11 protein-coding genes are annotated in these 20,658 nt (G+C 50.0%); 8 read left to right on the top strand and 3 right to left on the bottom strand.

What is annotated here, in order from left to right:
• The first annotated feature begins 75 nt into the window (after window positions 1-75).
• Window positions 76-2,082 (top strand): NPCBM/NEW2 domain-containing protein, encoded by a 2,007-nt coding sequence (locus ACYVFD_RS29945; RefSeq protein WP_461094268.1) that lies wholly within the window; start codon window positions 76-78, stop codon window positions 2,080-2,082.
• A gap of 41 nt (window positions 2,083-2,123) precedes the next feature.
• Here ACYVFD_RS29945 and ACYVFD_RS29950 read toward each other — a convergent pair whose 3' ends face one another.
• The gene (locus ACYVFD_RS29950; RefSeq protein WP_461094270.1) at window positions 2,124-3,617 is read right to left on the bottom strand and encodes a hypothetical protein; all 1,494 of its coding nucleotides are present in this window, start codon (window positions 3,615-3,617) and stop codon (window positions 2,124-2,126) included.
• A 388-nt stretch (window positions 3,618-4,005) separates the two neighbouring features.
• Here ACYVFD_RS29950 and ACYVFD_RS29955 point away from each other — a divergent pair, with 388 nt between their 5' ends.
• The 7 genes from ACYVFD_RS29955 to ACYVFD_RS29985 all read left to right on the top strand — a co-directional run bounded on the left by ACYVFD_RS29955 (window position 4,006) and on the right by ACYVFD_RS29985 (window position 15,555).
• Window positions 4,006-5,550 carry a hypothetical protein gene (locus ACYVFD_RS29955; protein WP_461094272.1) on the top strand — a complete coding sequence of 515 codons (1,545 nt, stop codon included), beginning with the start codon at window positions 4,006-4,008 and terminating at the stop codon, window positions 5,548-5,550.
• A gap of 9 nt (window positions 5,551-5,559) precedes the next feature.
• Window positions 5,560-6,384, top strand: a complete 825-nt coding sequence (locus tag ACYVFD_RS29960) for a ceramidase domain-containing protein (RefSeq protein ID WP_461094273.1) — start codon at window positions 5,560-5,562, stop codon at window positions 6,382-6,384.
• 17 nt (window positions 6,385-6,401) lie between these two features.
• Complete coding sequence (locus ACYVFD_RS29965; RefSeq protein WP_461094275.1) at window positions 6,402-8,693, top strand: DUF7133 domain-containing protein; 2,292 nt, start codon at window positions 6,402-6,404, stop codon at window positions 8,691-8,693.
• A gap of 168 nt (window positions 8,694-8,861) precedes the next feature.
• The gene (locus ACYVFD_RS29970) at window positions 8,862-10,268 is read left to right on the top strand and encodes an AAA family ATPase (protein ID WP_461094277.1); all 1,407 of its coding nucleotides are present in this window, start codon (window positions 8,862-8,864) and stop codon (window positions 10,266-10,268) included.
• 33 nt (window positions 10,269-10,301) lie between these two features.
• Window positions 10,302-12,578 (top strand): alpha-L-rhamnosidase-related protein, encoded by a 2,277-nt coding sequence (locus ACYVFD_RS29975; RefSeq protein WP_461094279.1) that lies wholly within the window; start codon window positions 10,302-10,304, stop codon window positions 12,576-12,578.
• 32 nt (window positions 12,579-12,610) lie between these two features.
• Window positions 12,611-13,930, top strand: a complete 1,320-nt coding sequence (locus ACYVFD_RS29980) for a Gfo/Idh/MocA family protein (protein WP_461094281.1) — start codon at window positions 12,611-12,613, stop codon at window positions 13,928-13,930.
• An 89-nt stretch (window positions 13,931-14,019) separates the two neighbouring features.
• A complete protein-coding gene (locus ACYVFD_RS29985; RefSeq protein ID WP_461094283.1) occupies window positions 14,020-15,555 on the top strand; it encodes a sulfatase family protein in 1,536 nt (511 codons plus the stop codon).
• Window positions 15,556-16,006: 451 nt separating this feature from the next.
• Here the strand turns inward: ACYVFD_RS29985 and ACYVFD_RS29990 are convergent, their stop codons facing one another.
• Window positions 16,007-17,440 (bottom strand): TolC family protein, encoded by a 1,434-nt coding sequence (locus ACYVFD_RS29990; protein WP_461094285.1) that lies wholly within the window; start codon window positions 17,438-17,440, stop codon window positions 16,007-16,009.
• Window positions 17,433-20,636, bottom strand: a complete 3,204-nt coding sequence (locus tag ACYVFD_RS29995; RefSeq protein WP_461094287.1) for an efflux RND transporter permease subunit — start codon at window positions 20,634-20,636, stop codon at window positions 17,433-17,435. Before ACYVFD_RS29995 ends, ACYVFD_RS29990 begins: the two co-directional genes overlap by 8 nt.
• Between the last annotated feature and the right edge of the window lie 22 nt (window positions 20,637-20,658).

A 20,658-nucleotide genomic window follows, 5' to 3' on the forward strand; every position in this document is an offset into this window, starting at 1 on the left:
TCCTGAAACCAGGAGAGGGGCCGGGGGTGAGGTTGCTCGAGACGATTCCTAAAACCAAATGATAACGTTTACCAAATGCCTAAACCTTTAACCCTTCTACTATTTTTCGTATCCATCGGCGCTTTTGCCCAGTCAACCCACACCGTTTGGCTGGACGACCTGCCTATTCAGACGTTTTCGGAAGGGTTGCGACCGGTAAAGGCCAAACACAATTACCAGGACGACACTCTGCGGACGAAAGGGGTACGGTATTCGCGGGGGTTAGGGGCTCAATCGCCCTGTGTGCTGGCGTTCGCGCTGAACCGACAGGCCAAACGGTTTTCAGCATTAGTCGGCCCCGATGACCTCGGCAATAAGGAAATTGCGCTCACTTTTTATGTAGTAGGCGACGGTAAAGTGCTCTTTGAAAGCCGGGAGATGACTATCGGTGATGCTCCCATTCCCGTCGAAGTCGACCTGACGGGCATTCGCCAATTGGGGCTTCTGGTCACGGACAAAGTTGGGGGCGTCGGCAACAAACGGACGTACTGCAACTGGATCGATGCACGGGTAGAGATGATCGGTAATGCCCAGATTGAGCATGTTCAGTATGTAGGTGAGAAATATATCCTGACACCTCCATCGGCTAAAACGCCTAAAATCAATTCGGCAGGCGTATTTGGTGCTACACCTGGCAAGCCATTCCTGTACACCATTGCGGCAACGGGCCAGAAACCCATCACGTTTTCGGTCGAAGGACTACCCAAAGGACTGGTGCTGGACAAAAATACGGGCATCATTACTGGGCGTGTTGCCGAACGGGGTAACTATCCAGTGAGGCTCAAAGCGAAAAATGCGCTGAGCGAAGCAACCAAATCCCTAACGATCAAAATTGGCGACGCTATCTCGCTCACTCCGCCCATTGGCTGGAACGGCTGGAACTCCTGGGAAGCCCACATCGACCGCGAAAAGGTCATTGCCTCCGCTGATGCGATGGTGAAGATGGGGCTACGTGATCACGGCTGGACCTATATCAACATCGACGATGCCTGGCAGGGTAAACGAGGTGGCCCGCTCAACGCCCTTCAACCTAACGCCAAGTTTCCCCGCTTTAAGGAAATGGTCGACTATATACACTCGCTAGGTCTGAAAGTGGGGCTTTACTCCACACCGTACATTTCGAGTTATGGTGGTTATGCAGGCGCTTCGTCCGACTCCGCGCATGGGGGCGAAACTCACGAGACAATCAGGGTCAACCGCCGGGCATTTAATCACATTGGTAAATACCGGTTCGAGACCGAAGACGCTAAACAGATGGCCGAATGGGGTTTCGATTTTCTGAAATACGACTGGCGGATCGATGTGAACTCAACGGAGCGGATGTCGACCGCCCTGAAGCAGTCGGGTCGAGATATTGTCTTCAGTTTGTCGAACAATGCCCCATTTGAAAAAGTGGGTGACTGGGCGCGGCTGTCCAATATGTACCGGACCGGCCCCGACATCAAAGACAGTTGGACCAGTCTGTACCTGACGACGTTTTCGCTCGATAAATGGGGTGACTTTACCGGGCCGGGCCATTGGGCTGATCCCGATATGATGATTGTGGGGAAGGTATCGATTGGGCCGGTGATGCACGATACGCGTTTACTGCCCGATGAACAGTACAGCCATATCAGCATCTTCAGCCTGCTGGCGGCTCCCATGCTCATCGGCTGCCCCATTGAACAATTGGATGCCTTTACGCTGAATCTGCTCACCAACGATGAGGTAATCGACATTAATCAGGACCCATTGGGCAAGCCCGCCCGATTCGTGAAGGAAGAAAATGGTGTGCAGATCTGGACCAAACCGCTAGCCGACGGCTCGGTTGCCGTTGGGCTGTTTAACACCGCCGACTATGGCAAAACTCCTCAATCCTATTTCTACTGGGGTACCGAAAAAGCCAAACCGTTCACCTTTGATTTTGCCAGCATCGGACTGAAAGGCAAGCACAAACTTCGCGACGTCTGGCTGCAAAAAGACCTTGGTGTGTTCGACGGCTCGTTCAAAACCGACATTCGTCATCATGGTGTGGTGATGCTGCGGATGATAGCCGTGAAATGAAAACCTCAATACGACACGGAGATAGCGAAGGTGACAGGCAGTTAATTCCCACCCCCACCACGGGATGCATTGCTATGCAGTACCTTCCGCAGGAATTTTCGGGATTGAGCATTCGTTTCGTTGGTTGCTGTCGGTGGCGAATCGGCCCGGCCCAGGGCATTTGTGGGCTGCGACAACTTTTCGGGTACGTACCAGAATGGTATACTGACCAGCTCTTCCGGCTCCTGCTTCTTTGGTCGATTAATACTGATACGAAGTTGATTATACCCGATGCGCAGATTGCCCGGCACCAGCACCGCTTGCCAGCCCTTCTGCTCAAACGGCCCAGCCTGTGTAAAGAAAAGTCCCGGTTGCGTAATCACCGAATCATTGACCGCAATCTGCATCAGTTTATTGACCTGCTGACTGCTCCAGACGGCATATTGTTGCCGTCTGGCTGGTCTGCTAAGCGAATCTGGCCATTTGGGTTCCTTTGCCATCTTTGTCAGCAGCGTATCGAGCGCTTTCGGATACGCAATAAACAGCTTGAGATAGGGCTCCCGAATAATATCGGCCTGAATCGATGCCGCGTCGATATAGCTATCGGTCGGGCGCTGGTTATCGTAGTTAGCGGGGTTGATATACAGGCTATCCACACGGGCAGTAAAGAGATGCCGTTTGTTGAGGAGAGAGGCCCGATTCTCGCTCTGCAATTGATCGTGGGTAAACTCAATCATAAATATTACCATAAACAACCCATAAAAAACCAGGTAGGTACGGGTCAGCTTCTTCCGGGGAATATTGCTGAGGAATGTGTTCGTGATATACGACATCGGCTTATAGACGCCCATATACACGTTCTGAAAGATTTTGGTAAGCCGGTAATGCAGGCGACTGGCTTTGGGATTGTCCCGGAATCGTTTGAGGGATAAAACGGGAATCAATAATGAACCGCCGAAGAAAAAGACATTAATGACGGTATTCAGGACCAACCAGACCGGACCAGGGACGTTTGGCTGGATAAACACGTACACGCCAAGGGCCAGAATGTACATGATTGCCACCGTAAACATGATGATGGCTACCTGAAAGGCTAGCGCAAACAGTACATTGCTCCGCTTGTCGAGCCAGAGGATATACCGGTCAAGCGGTCCAAGTTCTTCGGCCAGGCGTTTTTGCGTGTAGCCTGTCGACATCGGCAGGTGGTCATACTGAATACCGGCCGGAAACACGGCTTGTAGGCCAACCAGCCCTACCCAGAATGCCCGCATGACGAAGTTGGCCAGAAAGGCAGCAAATAGTACATACGTGGCAGCCCTGAACATGCTGTAGGCCATAGCAGGTATGCGCCCGACAAAATCTTCTCTGCCGCTCAGAAAGTTGTACTGTATGTACGAAAAGGTGGAGTCGAGCGCATCGGGCCATTGGATTATGGCAAACATGGCAACCCCTGAAATGGCTAATTCAAGATTCCAGCTTTGGTTAGTGAGTTCACGCAGTTTTGTCTGCTCGTCGGGGGTAAGTGATGAAGGCGATGGGGACGTTTCGTCGTTCATGGTTCAGGTTAAGTGGATTGCTCAATCATCGGAAAAGAGTCGCGCATCGTTATTAAAGGCTACATCTTGAACCTATTTAAACGTTTACTTCAATGGCTTTTTTGTCATCCCGAGGAACGAGGGATCTTCGGATCAGATCGTTCATCCGAAGATCCCTCGTTCCTCGGGATGACAAAGCACACCAATTAGTGCTCAATTATAGGAAGTTTAAACAGGTTCCTTACCAGAATGCCTTCAGACGACTCTTTTGCTGGTCCAAGATAGTGTCTTTTAGGTGTTTCTTCCAACAGTAATATAGTTCACCTCCACACCACACCTGCATCAGCCAATACTAATAATGGGTCGTGAAGATACAGCCCACGGAAATATATAAACCCCAATTCAAACGATGAAAAACATCGCCTTAACCCTCCTCCTAACCATCTGCACAAGCCTTTTGCTGGCTCAACAGCCAGAAACGATCTACACCAAAAAATACACCTACGAAACCTTGTCGCCTTATCAGAAACGGCTGTTCGAAGACTTTCTGGCTGATGAAATCCCGACGGGCAAAACCGTGGTTGAGGTGCTGACTAATCGGACGAGCCTACGAACAAAAACCCGGCTGGCCGAAGCGCTTTTGTTTCGCAACAAACCCGGCGATAAGGAAAAAGCCGCTGAGGTCCTGACCTGGATTCTGAAAAATCAGCATCAGGACCCAAACACGAAGATTTACGGTATCTGGAAAACGTCGATCGATGGCGACAATTTTGACCAAAACTGGCGCGAATTTATCGGCTGCGACCTGATCATCATCCGCAAGAAGTACAGCCATTTACTGACCGACGACATCCGAAAAGGCATCGAAGTGGGTCTCATTCACGCTGCCAAAGGTGCTCTGAAACGCAACGTCGGCGCCGATTATACCAACATCTCGATCATGAGCTCGTTTCTGATGGAATACGTCGGTACCGAATTCAAGCTAGACGAACTGCGGCAGGCAGGCATCAAAAAGGCACACGACATTTTCAATCTGTATCAGCGGTACCACACCTTCAGCGAATACAACTCACCAACCTACTACGGTGTTACGCTGGCCGCCATTGCTCTATGGCGCGAGCTGGCCTTTTCGCCCGAGATGCGGCAGATGGGCCAGACCCTCGAACGGGAATTCTGGCACGAAGCCGCCACCTTCTACAACGCGAACCTCAAAAACATGCCGGGACCTTACTTTCGCGGCTACGGCATGGACATGCGGAAGTACCTGTCCATCATGGGTATCTGGATTGCTCTTGCGGTCGACAATGAAAAACAGGCTCCTATTCCCCCGACTACCGAAGCGCCCAAATATGGCGAAATGAGCAACCTCGCGCCAATTTTCAATCTGGGCCTGTCGATTCCGAAAGCGGATTTAGCCACCTTGAAGGGATTTACTGAACCTCGGTTCATTAGTCGAACTGTGCCGAACACCTACAAGGGCGATAGCCTCAAGCAGGTAACGGCCATGATCAACCGGGACTGGATGATGGGCGGAGTATGGGGCATTCGGCGGGTATGGAACCAGGTGAAAACCGGCACCATCCATTGGAAAACTACCGATGGCGACATTGGCTGGCTACTTGTTCCAGGAAATGGCAATACGAATGTAAAAGTCAGCAAGACAACTCTGAGCGTGTACCGCGCTGACCCTACCGCTACAAGTCTGGACCTGTATGTGTATGCCCCCAACGCAACAACGACATCCTTTTCGGACGCTTCCTGGGCGCTTTCGTCTATGAAACTGGGCATTAAAACGTCGTTGAAACGAACCACAACGGAAGCAGTAGACCCAAAGCAGATGGACAAGGAATGGGCCATTGCCGAATCGTATCCGGCGATCATCAAAGTCGTGTACGAAATACCGGTAGACTGGGACAAGGCAATGCCTTTGCTGGAAATAACGCCTAATCACTAAATCGTTCAAATGGTCTCTTCGCCGTCCGTATCTCAGATATTTCTACGCGCTACCTACATTACATTGGGAATGCTGGCGTGTTGGGTTAACTTAAATATGGTGCTAAAGGGCACTATTTGGGCGGGTATGCAGGTGAGCAAATCGGCGCTGACGGTTGAGTATTGCGAGTTCAACCACACGGACCGGTTCTTTCACCAACCGATGAACACCTACTCCAACCTGGCGTATTTCTTCCTGGGTGTATTGGTGCTGCAAATCGCTATCAGCGATTATAAAACACAGGGAGAGCGGCCCAAAAATCGAATGCAAGCATTTCCACTTTTGTCAGCCCTGTTGGGTATATGTTTCATCTATCTGGGCTTTGGAAGTGCTTTTTTTCATGCATCACTCACCTACGTTGGTCAGCGTGTCGACATGAACGGTACCTATGGCCTTACCCTGACGCTGGTCGGTATTGCGCTCTACCATGTACTGTACAAGATACGCTTCAGCGAGTCGGCCAGGCGTATTTGGGTGATTAGTTTGGTGGTGCTTATTGGCCTGTTCTTTAAACTTTCGCTCCTGATTCCCAGCGGTATTCTGCTTCCCTCCCTGATTTTAATCTCACTCCTGTTAACCGGAATTAATTATTTCCAATGCCGAAAAGAGCGCTTTGGCTGGGTGCCGATTGTGAGTTTCTTGCTGATTGTCATCGCCATAAAGATACGCACACTGGATGTGCAAAAGTTTGGCTGTAATCCGCATTCGCTCGTGCAGGGCCATGCCGTCTGGCATTTATTGACGGGGCTGAGTAGCTTTTGTAGTTATGCGTTCTTTCGCTTTACAAGACCCTGATCGCCAAATACCCCGACATGAAACTCAATCGATTACTCCTTAGCACGCTTGGCTTATCGGCGCTGATCTATGCGTGTAAGGTGCAAATGAACACAAAAGCACCGGCTACCTCTACCCTGATTAGCCCGGCCGCTACGACAACAGTCGACAGTGATACTACCGAACCACTCGCCCCTTTTTCGATTGCCCCGCTTACACCGGAGCAAAGTCAGAAAGCGTTTGTATTGCCCCCCGGCTATCATATGGAACTGGTGGCTAGCGAGCCGATGATTTCTGAGCCGGTGGCCATTGCCTGGGATGGAAACGCCCGGATGTATGTGGCTCAGATGGAAACCTACACCCAGGATGCCGACGGCACCGGTACGAAGGACAAAAAGAGTCGGGTGATGCTGCTGGAAGATACCAACAACGACGGCAAAATGGATAAAAGCACGGTGTTCATCAAGGACATGCTGCTGCCCCGTATGCTCCTGTGCGTCAATCACGAATTGCTGGTCAACGAAACGGACACGTATGATATTTTCAGCTATAAAGATACCAACGGCGACGGCGTGGCTGACCAGAAACGGCCTGTTTACGTCGTGGGCAAAGTAGCTCCCGGCAATCTGGAACACCAACGCAGCGGCCTGGTCTGGAACCTCGACAACTACATCTACCAAACGGTCGATCCAATCCGGTTTCGGTATGTCAATGGCGTTCTGAAGCCCGACTCCCTGCCTAGTGGATCAAATGGACAGTGGGGTTTAACCTACGATAATTACGGGCGGCTATTTTTCAGTCGCGGGGGTGGCGAAAATGCGGGTTCCGGCTTTCAGATCAACCCGAAATACGGCGCGCTGGAATTTGCCGATGCGTATGACGAAGCCACCTTTGCGCCGGTATGGTCGCGGATTTCCAACCCCGAAGTGCAGGGTGGCCCTCCTCGCTTACGGCCCGATAGCACCCTCAACCACTTTACCTCAGGCAACGGCCAGTCGATATTTCGGGGCGACCACCTACCCGCTGATCTGGTTGGTGATTATTTGATCAACGAACCCGTAGCGCGCATCATCCGGCGGGCGAAGGTGGTCAACCGGAACGGGAAAACGTATCTCGAAAACGTCTACAACCACAAGGAATTTATCGCCAGCACCGATTTCTTTTTCCGACCTGTCAACACCTATACTGGGCCTGATGGGCTGCTTTACATCATCGACATGAACCGGGGCATTATTCAGGAGTCGAACTGGACGCGAAAAGGCACGTTTCTACGGGGAAAAATCGACTACTATAATCTAGCCAAAATCAACCAGCGTGGGCGAATCTGGCGATTAGTACACGATGGATTTAAGCCTAGTCCAAAGCCATACATGCTCGATGTACCAGCCGCTAGCTTGATCAAGTATCTGGACCATCCGAATGGCTGGTGGCGCGATAATGCCCAGAAACAAATTATTCTGCTTGGCGATAAATCGGTCGTTCCTGAACTACGGGCAATGGCAACCGGCAAAAAGAGTGTATCGGCCCTGGGGCGGCTTCATGCCTTATGGACGCTCGAAGGGATGAACGCCATTGACAAAGACCTCGTCAGTACGGCTTTAAGCGATTCAGACGCCCAGATTCGCCGAGCCGCCATCTGGATCAGTGAACGGTATATTAACCAAAACGACACCGATATGATGGCCCACGTCGGCAAGCTGATAGACGACCCAAATTATGATGTCCGAACGCAGCTGCTTCTGTCGGTAGGGGCTAACAAAAGCACACAGGCCCAACAGATTGCTCAGGATATTCTGGCCCGGAATTCAGACAGTGAAATGATAAAACGGGTCAAGCTGAGTATTGACAAAAACGAAGACGCCAAAAAATACGGCATGAAACTGGGCAGTTTCTCTGCCCCTGACCGGAAGCTGATCGTAGCTGGTAGCGAAATCTATAAAGGCATGTGTTCACCCTGTCATGGGGGCGATGGTAACGGGTTACCCACCAATGCGGCACCAGCCCTGCGAGGAGCCAAACACGTCAATCACGACCGCGATTTTGTGATCCGTATTTTGCTACATGGTCTGAAAGGTCCTATTGACGGAAAAACCTTCCCCAGCGAAATGGCCTCGATGAAAGATAACTCCGACGAGTGGATTGCTTCGGTGCTGAGCTATATCCGTTACGAATTTGTCGGAACGTCTTTGCGCGGTATCAAAGGTCGGCAATCGGCAGTTATCCAGCCTGAAGAGGTCAAAAAAGTGAGGGATGCGTATGCCTCCGGGCGGGAAGCCTGGACCATCGACGAGTTGGAGAAACAAATCATCCCGCCTGCGGCAACGAAATGAATTCTAAAGGTTCTTTTAAGGGGCAGTGATCTGTATATCAGTATGATATAAAATCTATACTTCGCCAAATAGGGCATAGATATGGCCAGTTTGGCGAAGTATAGATTTATAATTCGCCAAATGGGCTATATTTCAGTATAATTTGGCGAAATATAAATTGTCTCTTGTATGAAAATAGCCGGAAGGATTCAGGAAATAAATCTACTGCAGGAGCTCATACAGAAAGATACTGCTGAGTTTGTAGCCGTGTATGGACGCAGGCGAATTGGGAAAACGTATTTGATACGTCAGGTTTATGCCAGCAAAATTGTCTTTGAGTGTAGTGGGTTGCACCAAAAGAGTCTGGAACAGCAATTGGAAAATTTTTGGCTGGCCCTAGCCGAAGTGCAGAAAAAGCCAGAGCCAATGCCTAAAACCTGGCTACAAGCCTTCGTGTTGCTGAAAACTTACTTAAATGAGTTAGGCCGTGGGAAAAAAGTGGTTTTTCTGGACGAGATCTCATGGTTCGAAACGCCAAGATCCGGTTTTCTGGCTGCTTTAGATAACTTCTGGAACCAGTTCTGTAGTAAACGAAACGACATTGTTCTGGTCATTTGTGGGTCGGCAGCATCCTGGATTATCAATAAGGTGATCAACGATAGAGGTGGCTTGCATAATCGTATTACGAAACGCATTCAACTCCTGCCCTTTTCACTAGCTGAAACACAGGCTTTTTTAACAATGCAAAAAGTGCAACTGACTCAAAAAGACATTGCGCAGTTGTATATGTGTGTAGGTGGCGTTCCTTTCTATCTGAAAGATGTAAAAGCCGGACAAAGCGTACCTCAGATTTTGGATGACCTGTTTTTCAAGCCACAGGCCCCTCTGAGAGACGAGTTCTCCAACTTATACGCATCGCTATTTAAGAATAGTCAATGGCATGAGACTATCGTTAGGGCATTGTCAACGAAAAATAAAGGATTAACTCGCAATGAAATTGTTCAGGCAACCGACATAAAAAGCGGTGGAGGACTAACAACCGTACTCGAAGAACTGGTACAATGCGGATTCGTAAAACAGATTCAACCGTTACAAAAAACGAAAGAGGACGTCTTGTATCGACTGATTGACGAGTATACCCTTTTTTATTTCAAGTTTCTGGTCAGTAACAGGCTCAACAGCAGTTGGCAGTATGTAGCCAATAAGCAAGTCTATAAAATCTGGTCGGGATACGCGTTTGAAAACCTGGGGTTGAAACATGTGTATCAGATCAAAAAGGCCCTGGGCATCAACGGAATCATTTCTAATGAGTATTCGTGGACATTGAAAGGCGATGGGGGTGTTCAGATTGATTTACTGATCGATCGTGACGACAATTGCATCAACCTGTTGGAATTGAAGTTTTACGAAGGCCTGTTTGATATGACAAAGGCTTATGCAGCGCAATTGCAGGAAAAAGTAGCCGTATTTAAGCAAAGTACCCGAACCAGAAAAAACATTTTTATTACCCTCGTAACGTTAGCGGGAGCAAAGAAAAATGCTCATTATCTCAGCGTGGTCACAAATGAAATCACCATCGACGATTTATTTACCTAATTTTTTCATAACCTAGGCGTCCATCAATACTTAATGATAAGACCTCTTTTTTTACTTATACTCTCCCTTCTGGCAAACTTCGCCTTTAGCCAGTCACTACCGGCTCCAGTGCGTCTCCGGTGTGATCTGTTGCTACAGACACAGGCCGTTAGCCAGCATGGGGTTCCGGTAGCGACTGATTTGAACGAGGCTGCCAAACAGCCAGAGAAGTACCAGTTTGCCCGTATCACCAGCAAGCAGCCTTCGTTTAGCTGGGAGTTGGACAGGCAAGCGCCCCAACAGTCGGCCTACCGGATTTTGGTGGCCTCATCACCAACCTTGTTAGTACCCGGCAAGGCCGATTACTGGGACTCGAACCGCCAGGCCGCCAGACAAACCCGAGCGACGTATGCTGGTAAACCGCTTATGGCAGGCAGTGTCTACTACTGGACGGTTCAGGCTTCGTACGCGAAAGGGCAAACGACATCGTTCGCCCAACCCGCTTCGTTTTATTATGGTGAGCCAGACCCCGCCGAACGTTTCACCCATTATCCGCTGGTAGCCGAACCACAAAAACCAAAATCGATTCATAAAACGAGCCCCGGCACGTATTTTCTGGACTTTGGGAAAGATGCCCTGTGTCAGTTAACGCTTCGGCTCGATAGCCCCGCCAACGATACCGTTTGGGTTGAAGTTGGCGAAGCCATAGCTGCCCCTTACACTATTCATACAAAAGCCGGTCAGCGAATTCGCTACCTGAAAACGGCGTTAGCGGTAAAAAAGGGAAGTCATACGTACAAGATTGACTGGCCAATCGATGCCAAACGTAACAGCCGCGACCCAGTATTGATGCCCGACTACATCGGTGAGGTATATCCCTTTCGTTACGTGACCGTCTCCAACGTAAAAGGCCCCTTCGATCAATCGTCGGTGGAGCGGACAATGGTGCATTACCCGTTCGATGAAACCATGTCAAGCTTTACGTCCAGCGATACCGTACTGAACCAGATTTGGGACCTCTGCAAATACTCGATCAAAGCCACCAGCTTTACAGGCTACTATGTCGATGGCGACCGCGAGCGGATTCCCTACGAAGCCGACGCACTGATCAACCAACTTTCGCATTACGCGGTTGATGCCGAATACAGCATGGCTCGCCGGAGTATGACCTACCTGCTGTATCATCCTACCTGGCCCACCGAATGGAGCCTGCAAAATGTGCTGATTGCCTGGAATGATTACCTCTATACGGGTGACGACCGGTTACTACAGACCTATTACCCCGAACTTCAGAAAAAAATCCTGATGCCGCTGGCTGGGCCAAACGGACTGATCAGCACCCGAACCAACAAGCAAACCGACGATTTTCTGACGTCCATTCACATTACGAAGCTTTTCGATGGTCGGCGTGGCCTGCACGACATTGTCGACTGGCCCCAGAATGGCGAGTACATCAGCTCCGAAAAAGAGCATAAAGGCGAAACCGACGGCTTTGTCTTCACAACCTACAACTCGGTTATCAACGCCTATTATTACCGAAATCTGGTACTCATGCAGCAGATCGCCGAAGCCTTACACAAACCCAACGACGCGGCATTCTATAAAACCAAAGCGCAGGAGGTCTATTCGGCATTCAGAACCGTATTTAGAGATGGAAAAACGGGCCTGATCAAAGACGGTGACGAAACGACCCACTCCTCACTACATGCCAACATGTTTGCGCTGGCCTTTGGACTGGTTCCAGCCGAGGATGTAAAAGCCGTTCGGGAGTTTATCAAAAGTCGGCGGATGGCTTGCAGCGTGTATGGCTCTCAGTTTTTGATGGATGCCCTTTATGACTCAGGTATGGGCGATTATGCCTTCGACCTCATGACGGCCACCACGCAACGAAGCTGGTACAATATGATTCGGGTCGGTTCAACCATTTCGATGGAAGCTTGGGACATTGCCTTCAAACCCAACCTCGACCTTAGTCATGCCTGGGGAGCGGCTCCGGCCAATCTGATCGTCCGGAAACTAATGGGCGTTGAACCACTGACGCCGGGCTTCGAAACGTTTCAGATCAAACCCCAGCCTGGCCACCTGACCCAGGCAACCGCGACCATTCCGACGATAAAAGGAGCCGTGACCGTCGCGATGAAGAAGACAGCTACAGCCGAAACCATGTCGATAAGTGTACCCGGAGGCAGCAAAGCTACGGTTTATATGCCGCAGTCGCTGGAAAAAACGAGTTTATATTTAGACGGCAAACTCATTAGGAAAGAGGCACAAAATGGCTTTTTCGTAGTAAACGATATACAGGCTGGCAAACACCTGGTCGAGTTGAAGTAAACCTAAAACGAACCTCTTAATCAGCATAGTCAATGGAAGAAAAACAAGCTCTTAACCGTCGGGAATTTATCGGCAAAGCGGCCACCGCAGCGGCTGGTTTCATGATCGTTCCCCGCTTTGTACTGGGTGGTAAACGCCCCGATGGCTCGAAATACCTAGCCCCCAGCGATATTATTTCGCTCGGTTTTATCGGCACCGGCAAACAGGGGCGTGGCTTGACTGGCTCATTCCTGAGTACGAATGAAGCTCGGATTGTGGCTATTAGTGAGGTGTACAAAGCCAAAGCGCAATTGACCCTCGACCGCATCAAGGCTCATTACGAGAAGAATCCAGAGTCTGGCAAGTATTCCGATATTCCGGTGTACAATGACTTTCGGGAACTGCTGGGTCGGAAAGATATTGATGCCGTGGTGATTGCCACTCCCGACCATTGGCATGCGGCTGTGGCCGTTCGGGCCGCCGAAGCTGGAAAAGATATTTACTGCGAAAAACCACTTTCGTTGACTGTAAAAGAAGGTCGGGCTATGGTCAATGCGACTCGAAAGCATAACCGGGTTTTCCAGACAGGTAGTATGCAACGTTCCTGGCCGGAATTTCGGCAAACGGCCGAACTGGTGCGCAATGGCTACATTGGCGATATTAAGCATATCAAAGTGAACGTAGGTCCACCGCCCAAACCCTATGACTTGCCTGCCGAACCGATTCCTGATGGACTTGACTGGGCAACCTGGCTCGGCCCCAACGAACCGGTAGCGTTCAACTCCGAACTGGCTCCACCTACCTCCAAAGATGTATTTCCAAACTGGCGGAACTACCGGGAATTTGGCGGGGGTATGGTGACTGACTGGGGCGCCCACATGTTCGATATTGTGCAGTGGGCATTGGATATGGACGATAGTGGCCCGGTGGAAGTGATCGCGCCCGATGGCAAAGATCACCCGTTCCTGACCTACCGGTATGCAAATGGTATTGAAATGACTCACGAAAAATGGGACTGGAGCAATGCTATCCTGTTTACGGGTACTAAAGGGGAATTGCGCGTACAACGTCGGAAACTGGAAACAACACCCGCTTCACTGGCCACGCATGTAATTGGCGAAAATGAGAAGCACGTCTACAAGAGTGAAAACCACTACAAAGACTTTCTGGATGCCATGCGGAAACGTAGCAAACCGATCTGTGATGTCGAAATCGGTCACCGCACGGCTTCGGTTTGCAACATTGGTAACATCGCGTATCGACTGAATCGCGCATTGCAATGGAATCCGAAGAAAGAGCAGTTTAAGAACGATGACGAAGCCAATGCCCTGCTTGGCCGCCCGATGAAAAACGACTGGGGTATTCGGATATAATTTTTTGATTAAACACAGAGACACAGAGAGCACAGAGTTTTCTTTTCATCTCCATGTGCTCTGTGCCTCTATGTTTAAACCATCATTCAATGAAGAGATTCGCTAGACTGAGTTTTGTCTTTACTGTTACGGGATGCTTGGTCGTCGGTATCGGCCTGATTTCTAGGCCAGAGCAAGCACAACGGCCCAACATCGTTTACATCCTGGCCGATGATTTGGGCTATGGCGATGTGTCGGCATATAACCCGAATGGACAGGTTTCGACGCCCAATATCGACAAACTGGCCGCGCAGGGAATGCGCTTCACCGATGCGCACTCGCCCTCGTCGGTTTGTACGCCCACACGTTATGCGCTGCTTACTGGTCGCTATCCCTGGCGTAGTCGGCTGCCTGTTGGTGTGTTGCGGGGGTATAGCCGTACGCTGATCGAAAAGGATCGGCTAACAGTGGCCTCACTACTAAAACAAAATGGTTACCAAACGGGAGTCGTTGGCAAGTGGCATCTAGGGCTCGATTGGGTTCCGAAAAAAGGGGCCGAACAGTTGCTGGCTACCGAAAACTACGGCATCAAAACCGAGATGGATACGGCCGTAATTGACTTTACGAGAAATCCGACGCAAGGCCCTAATACCGTCGGCTTCGATTATTCGTACATCCTGCCCGCTTCGCTCGACATGCCGCCCTACTGTTACCTCGAAAACCATAAGCCGACCGAGTTACCGACTGGCTATACTAAAGGTAATAAGCTGGAATCGGGCTATACAGGGCCGTTCTGGCGTGAAGGTAAAATGTCGCCCTCGTTTGATTTTCATGAGGTCTTACCCACCTTTGTTCAAAAAGCCAATGCCTTTCTGAAACGCCAAACGGCACGAAAACCGTTCTTTCTATACCTGCCATTTGCCGCTCCGCATACGCCCTGGGTGCCCAGAAAAGAATACACTGGCAAGTCGAAAGCGGGGGAGTATGGCGATTTTGTGCAACAGGTTGATGCTGCAGTAGGAGAGGTGCTTCGCACGCTGGAAGCGACAGGGCTAGCCGACAATACCATCGTTCTGTTTGCCAGCGACAATGGACCTTACTGGCGCGAAAACTTCGTGAAGCAGTTTAATCACAAAGCGGCTGGGGAGTTTCGGGGCATGAAGGGTGACGCGTTCGAAGGTGGGCATCGCATCCCACTCATCGTTCGCTGGCCGGGTAAAGTAAAAGCGGGCAGTGTCAGTGCCGCTACGACGACCTTAGCCAATTTACTGGCAACCTGTACCGATATTCTGGGTAGCAACGGCGCAACCAACGCACCCGAAGACAGTTATAGTATTCTGCCCGTGCTGCTGGGAAAAACAAAACAAGTACCCAATCAACCAGGCGTGGTGCATAGCTCATCCATTGGTTTTTATGCCATCCGCAAAGGCGACTGGAAATTGATCGAAGGACTTGGTTCGGGTGGCTTTACTGAGCCCAAAGAGCTTAAACCACAGGCTGGCGAACCCATCGGCCAACTGTACAATCTGGCAAACGACCAACTCGAAACAACAAACCTTTACCGGCAGCATCCGGAAAAAGTAAAGGAGCTGACCGATTTGCTGACCGCCATAAAGCAGAGTAAAACGAGACTAACGAGTCAGTAGAAAGAAACTGGTTTAAGTTTCGTCCCCCAATTGTCATTTCGACCGTAGGGAGAAAACTCAAAGGCCCTATTAATCAACCTTGAGGTTTCTACGGTCGAAATGACAATTGGGGGACAAATCTACAATAGTGATAAAAGCGCTAAACTGCTTCGTTTTCAATTCGAGAAAATCGTTACCCAGAAGCTATTTATCGTGAAGTGATATTTTAACAAGGAGACTGTTTAAACTTATATTGTTGGATCAATAAGTGTGTGAATTTGTCATTCCGACCGTAGGGAGGAATCTCAACATCCCCATAAGGCAAACTTGAGATTCCTCCCTACGGTCGGAATCTCAAATTCACACCTAATTTTTCTGTAAAAGGAAAAGTTTAAACAGGTTCAAGAATAAAAAAAGCCAGTTGATGTTCAGTCGACTGGCTTTTTTATTCTTGTAAACTCTAGAGATTGGTTTATCGCCAGCCACCTCCCAGCGCCCGGTAGGCATTGATCTGGGCGTTCATTTGCTGCTTCCGGGTTTCAATCAGCTCCATACGAGCTTCCAGAACATCCCGCTGGGTTAGCAAAACTTCCATATAGTCGGCCCGGGCCGAGGTGAACAACTTGAGCGATATATTGGTCGACTGAGTCAGCGCCTGTACCTGGTTATTTTTCGAGGTATATTTTTGCTCCAGGTTGTTTATGTTCGATAGCTGATTAGCTACCTCGATGTAGGCGTTCAGTACCGTTTTTTCGTAGTTATAAACGGCCTGGATCTGTTTTGAACTGGCACTTCGGTACGTAGCCGTAATTTCGTTTTTATTAATGATTGGCCCGACTAAATCCCCTACCAGCGATGCCACTAACGATTCGGGTGTGTACACCAGGTACAACGGATTGTAGGCCATCACACCTAAAAATCCGCGAAGCGTTAAGGACGGATAGAAGTTTGCTCTGGCCACCTGTATATCCAGTTTGGCAGCCTCCAGATTCCATTCTGCCTGTTTGATGTCAGGTCGATTTTCCAGCAACTGAGGGGGAATACCGGCACTTACTTTGGAGGGTACCAACTCACCGAACCCCTGAGAACTCCGTTGAATATGCTGCGGGAAGTGACCGATCAGGAAGTTGATGTGGTTCTCCGTTTCAACAATTTTCTGCTGAATTTCGTATTGAAGGCTTTGCGTTTTATACACTTCAGCTTCAAACCGGCGTACAGCCAGCTCAGTTACCTTGGCTGCTTCCTTCTCCTGCTTCGTAATGGACAACGCATTGTTCAGAATAACCAGGTTTCGCTGAATAATATCGAGCTGGTTGTCGTACGCCATTAGTTCATAATAGGAATTGGCGATTTCGGCAACCAGATTGGTAACCTGGAAGTTTTTTCCTTCAATAGAGCCCAGGTAGCGTTGAACAGCGGCTTTTTTAGAATTCCGCAGTTTACGCCAGATATCTACCTCCCAGCTTGCCGTTGCGCCAAAATACAGGTTCGGCAGAACGGCTGGCGTGGGTATACCGGGTTTAATTTCCGACACCTCATCGGCAGCCCCCTGACTGGTGTAGCGGGACACTTTGTCGACACCAGCACCACCCCCAAGGCTAACAAAAGGTCGGTAGGCCCCGGCTCGGGCTAATACTTCGTTATTGGCTATCTGAATTTCCTGTAAGGTGATATTCAGTTCCTGATTGTTGCGCAAAGCGGTGTCAATCAGAGCGACCAGATTAGGGTCGGTAAAGTAGTCGCGCCAGAGCGTCTTTCCCGTATTTGTAGAGTCCTGCGAGCCATTATAGCTCGCAGGAACGTTCTTGTTTTCTGTTCTTGTGACCGCACGGGGTACATTACAGGCCGAAGCAATCAGGATCGAAAGTGCAATCCCGAAGTAACTTCCTATTCGCTTATTAGTCATTGACTTCACTTTCTTCAGGTTGTGGGAAATGGTCTACGGAATGAACCAGATTCTCGGTTAACGACTCGTCTTCTTCATCTTTAATCATCTTGCGGCCATCGGCCAGACTCCCAAAGATGTAGTATAAACCGGGGATGATGATGACCCCGAAAATGGTCCCGAACACCATGCCACCCATAGCCGATGCACCGATTGTACGGTTACCAATAGCGCCTGCTCCCTTGGCAAGAATCAACGGGATCAGACCAGCCACGAAAGCAAAGGAGGTCATCAGGATCGGGCGGAAACGAACCCGGGCTCCCTCGATGGCTGCGTTCAGAATCGTTTCGCCCTGCTGGCGTTTCTGAACGGCAAATTCCACGATCAGTACGGCGTTTTTACCTAACAGACCCACCAGCATGATCAGACCGATCTGCGCATAGATGTTATTTTCCAGCCCCATGGCTTTCAGCAGGAAGAACGAACCAAATATCCCAACTGGCAGCGAGGTCAACACGGCTAGCGGAATGATAAAGCTTTCGTACTGAGCGGCCAACACCAGGTAAACGAAGGCGACCACGATCAGGAACACATATAAGGTTTCGTTACCGCGAATCGACTCGTCGTACGAAAGACCTTCGAAGGCAATGTCATAGCCTTTGGGTAAGCTCTTGGCGGCCACTTCCCGGATAGCTGCGATGGCTTCTGCTGTCGTATAACCCTTGGCCGGTTGTCCCTGAATGGCGGCCGAATTGTACAGGTTGAACCGGGTAATCTCGTTCGGTCCCTGTCCCTTTTTCAAGGTCATGAATGACGAGTACGGTACCATTTCGCCCGCTTCGTTTTTCACGAAAAGCTTCAGCAGGTCAGAGGGCAACCGCCGGAAACTCGGATCGGCCTGTACATATACTTTGAAGAACTGGTTGAACTTGATAAAGCCCTGTTCGTAGGTACTACCGATCATGATGTTCAGGTTGTCCATCGCTTTTCCGATAGACACGCCTTTCTGCATGGCCAGGTTGTTGTCGATTTCCAGTTCGTACTGTGGATAGTTGGCGGCAAAGAAGGAGAACAGCGCGGTCAGCTCTTTCCGTTTGGCCAGGTTATCCATAAACTCCTTCTGGATTTTATCGAACAAGTGATAGTCCGTGTCGGTGTTCTTGTCCAGCAAGCGCATCGAGAAACCGCCCGACGTACCGAAACCTGGAATGGCTGGCGGTTCGAAGAACTCGACCGTAGCGCCAAGACCTTTCGATTTGGCCTCCAGTTCTTCCATAATTTCCTTCACGTTCTTATCGCGATCTCCCCAGGGTTTCAGGTTGATCAGACAGGTACCGGCATTGGAACCCCGCCCTTCCGTCATGATCTCATAACCAGCCAGTGACGATACTGACTCGATACCTGGAACTTCTTCGCAAATTTTCTGAAGTCGCCGGGAAACCTCGTTGGTTTTTTCCAGGGTAGAGCCCGGAGGAGTCTGGATGATCCCGTAAATCGTACTCTGGTCTTCGTTCGGGATGAAACCGGCTGGCAGAATCTGGTTCTCGTAGGCAATACCCAAACAGAAGACTCCTAAGATCAGAAACGTAACAACCCGACGATTAACGATCAGTTTCAATAAGCCGACGTAGCGACCGGTCATTCGTTCAAACCCATTGTTGAAACTGTCGAGCGCCCGGGTGAAGAGGTTTTTCTTCTTCTCGTGGCCGTGATGATTTTTCAGCAGCATAGCGCACAATACAGGCGTCAGTGTCAGGGCGATCAGGGCTGAAATCACAATGGAACTAGCCATCGTAATCGAGAACTGACGATAGAACGTACCGACCGGACCCGACATGAACGAGATCGGCAGGAATACCGACACCATCACCAGCGTAATAGCGATAATAGCACCACTGATTTCACCCAGTACTTGCCTGACGGCGCCAAAGGGAGATAGGTGCGGCTTTTCTTCCATCTTGGCGTGCACCGCTTCCACCACCACAATGGCATCATCGACCACAATACCGATAGCCAGTACCAGCGCGAAGAGCGTAATCAGGTTGATGGAAAGCCCAAACGCCTGTATCACAAAGAAAGCCCCCACCAGCGATACCGGAACTGCAAGGATCGGAATCAGCGTTGACCGCCAGTCGCCGAGGAAGATGAACACGACCAGCGCCACCAGGATAAACGCATCGCGCAGGGTATCGATTACCTGTTCGATCGACGCATCCAGGAAGTTCGATACGTCATAGCTAATTTGATAATCCATGCCCGGAGGGAACGACTCTTTCATGACCTCCAGTTTCTTTTTAACCTCTTCAATTACGTCGCTGGCATTACTACCATAGTTCTGCCGCAACACAATAGCGGCTGAGGCCTTGCCATCCAGGTTCGAATAGATATCGAAGAATTCACTACCCAATTCGACCTTGGCAATGTCCCGTAAGTGAATGCTTTCACCCTGTGAGTTGGCCCGAATAATTATCCCTTCATACTCTTCCGGCTTGTTATACCGGCCTTTGTAAGTCAGTACATATTCCAGCGACTGAGCGGCTATACCGGAGCTTTGACCGATCCGGCCTGGTCGGCCAATGATACTTTGCTCGCCAATAGCCTTCATCACTTCTTCGACGGAGATATTGTAGGCCCGCATACGTTCCGGGTTTAGCCACACCCGCATCGCATACCGACGGCTACCCAGAATCTGCGCCCGGGCAACCCCACGGGTCCGCTGAATTTCGGGGATCATCTTCACCGTAGCGTAGTTGAACAGGAATTTTTCGTCCATACTCTTTTCCTTGGAATAGAGATTGACGTACATGAGCATACTAGGCTGGATCGGCGTAATAATAACCCCTTCCCGTTGTACCAGTTCGGGCAGCAGCGGCATGACCTGGTCAACCCTGGTTTTTACCCGGATAACGGCATCGTTGGGGTCTGTTCCCGGTTCAAAAATGATCCGCAGGGTAGCTTCACCGGCACTGGTGGCATCAGTGGCAATGTAGCGCATGTCCTGCACCCCATTGATGGCCTGTTCCAGCGTAATCAGCGTGGACTTTACCAGTACGTCGGCACTAGAGCCAGGATAGGCAATGAATATATTGACAGTGGTCGGCGCAATATCCGGGAATTGAGAGATAGGTAACTTCTTGATAGCCAGTACACCTATGAAGACTATCATTACCGATATTACAATAGCGAATACAGGCCTGCGTATGAATTTACTAAACATGTCTTCTGGTTTTTAGTGTTGC

This window comes from Spirosoma gilvum (genome assembly GCF_054776815.1).

Bases quoted from the DNA above. Each gene is read 5' to 3' on its own strand.
- ACYVFD_RS29945 (WP_461094268.1), top strand. From the start codon at position 76: ATGCCTAAACCTTTAACCCTTCTACTATTTTTCGTATCCATCGGCGCT.
- ACYVFD_RS29950 (WP_461094270.1), bottom strand. From the start codon at position 3,617: ATGAACGACGAAACGTCCCCATCGCCTTCATCACTTACCCCCGACGAG.
- ACYVFD_RS29955 (WP_461094272.1), top strand. From the start codon at position 4,006: ATGAAAAACATCGCCTTAACCCTCCTCCTAACCATCTGCACAAGCCTT.
- ACYVFD_RS29960 (WP_461094273.1), top strand. From the start codon at position 5,560: ATGGTCTCTTCGCCGTCCGTATCTCAGATATTTCTACGCGCTACCTAC.
- ACYVFD_RS29965 (WP_461094275.1), top strand. From the start codon at position 6,402: ATGAAACTCAATCGATTACTCCTTAGCACGCTTGGCTTATCGGCGCTG.
- ACYVFD_RS29970 (WP_461094277.1), top strand. From the start codon at position 8,862: ATGAAAATAGCCGGAAGGATTCAGGAAATAAATCTACTGCAGGAGCTC.
- ACYVFD_RS29975 (WP_461094279.1), top strand. From the start codon at position 10,302: ATGATAAGACCTCTTTTTTTACTTATACTCTCCCTTCTGGCAAACTTC.
- ACYVFD_RS29980 (WP_461094281.1), top strand. From the start codon at position 12,611: ATGGAAGAAAAACAAGCTCTTAACCGTCGGGAATTTATCGGCAAAGCG.
- ACYVFD_RS29985 (WP_461094283.1), top strand. From the start codon at position 14,020: ATGAAGAGATTCGCTAGACTGAGTTTTGTCTTTACTGTTACGGGATGC.
- ACYVFD_RS29990 (WP_461094285.1), bottom strand. From the start codon at position 17,440: ATGACTAATAAGCGAATAGGAAGTTACTTCGGGATTGCACTTTCGATC.
- ACYVFD_RS29995 (WP_461094287.1), bottom strand. From the start codon at position 20,636: ATGTTTAGTAAATTCATACGCAGGCCTGTATTCGCTATTGTAATATCG.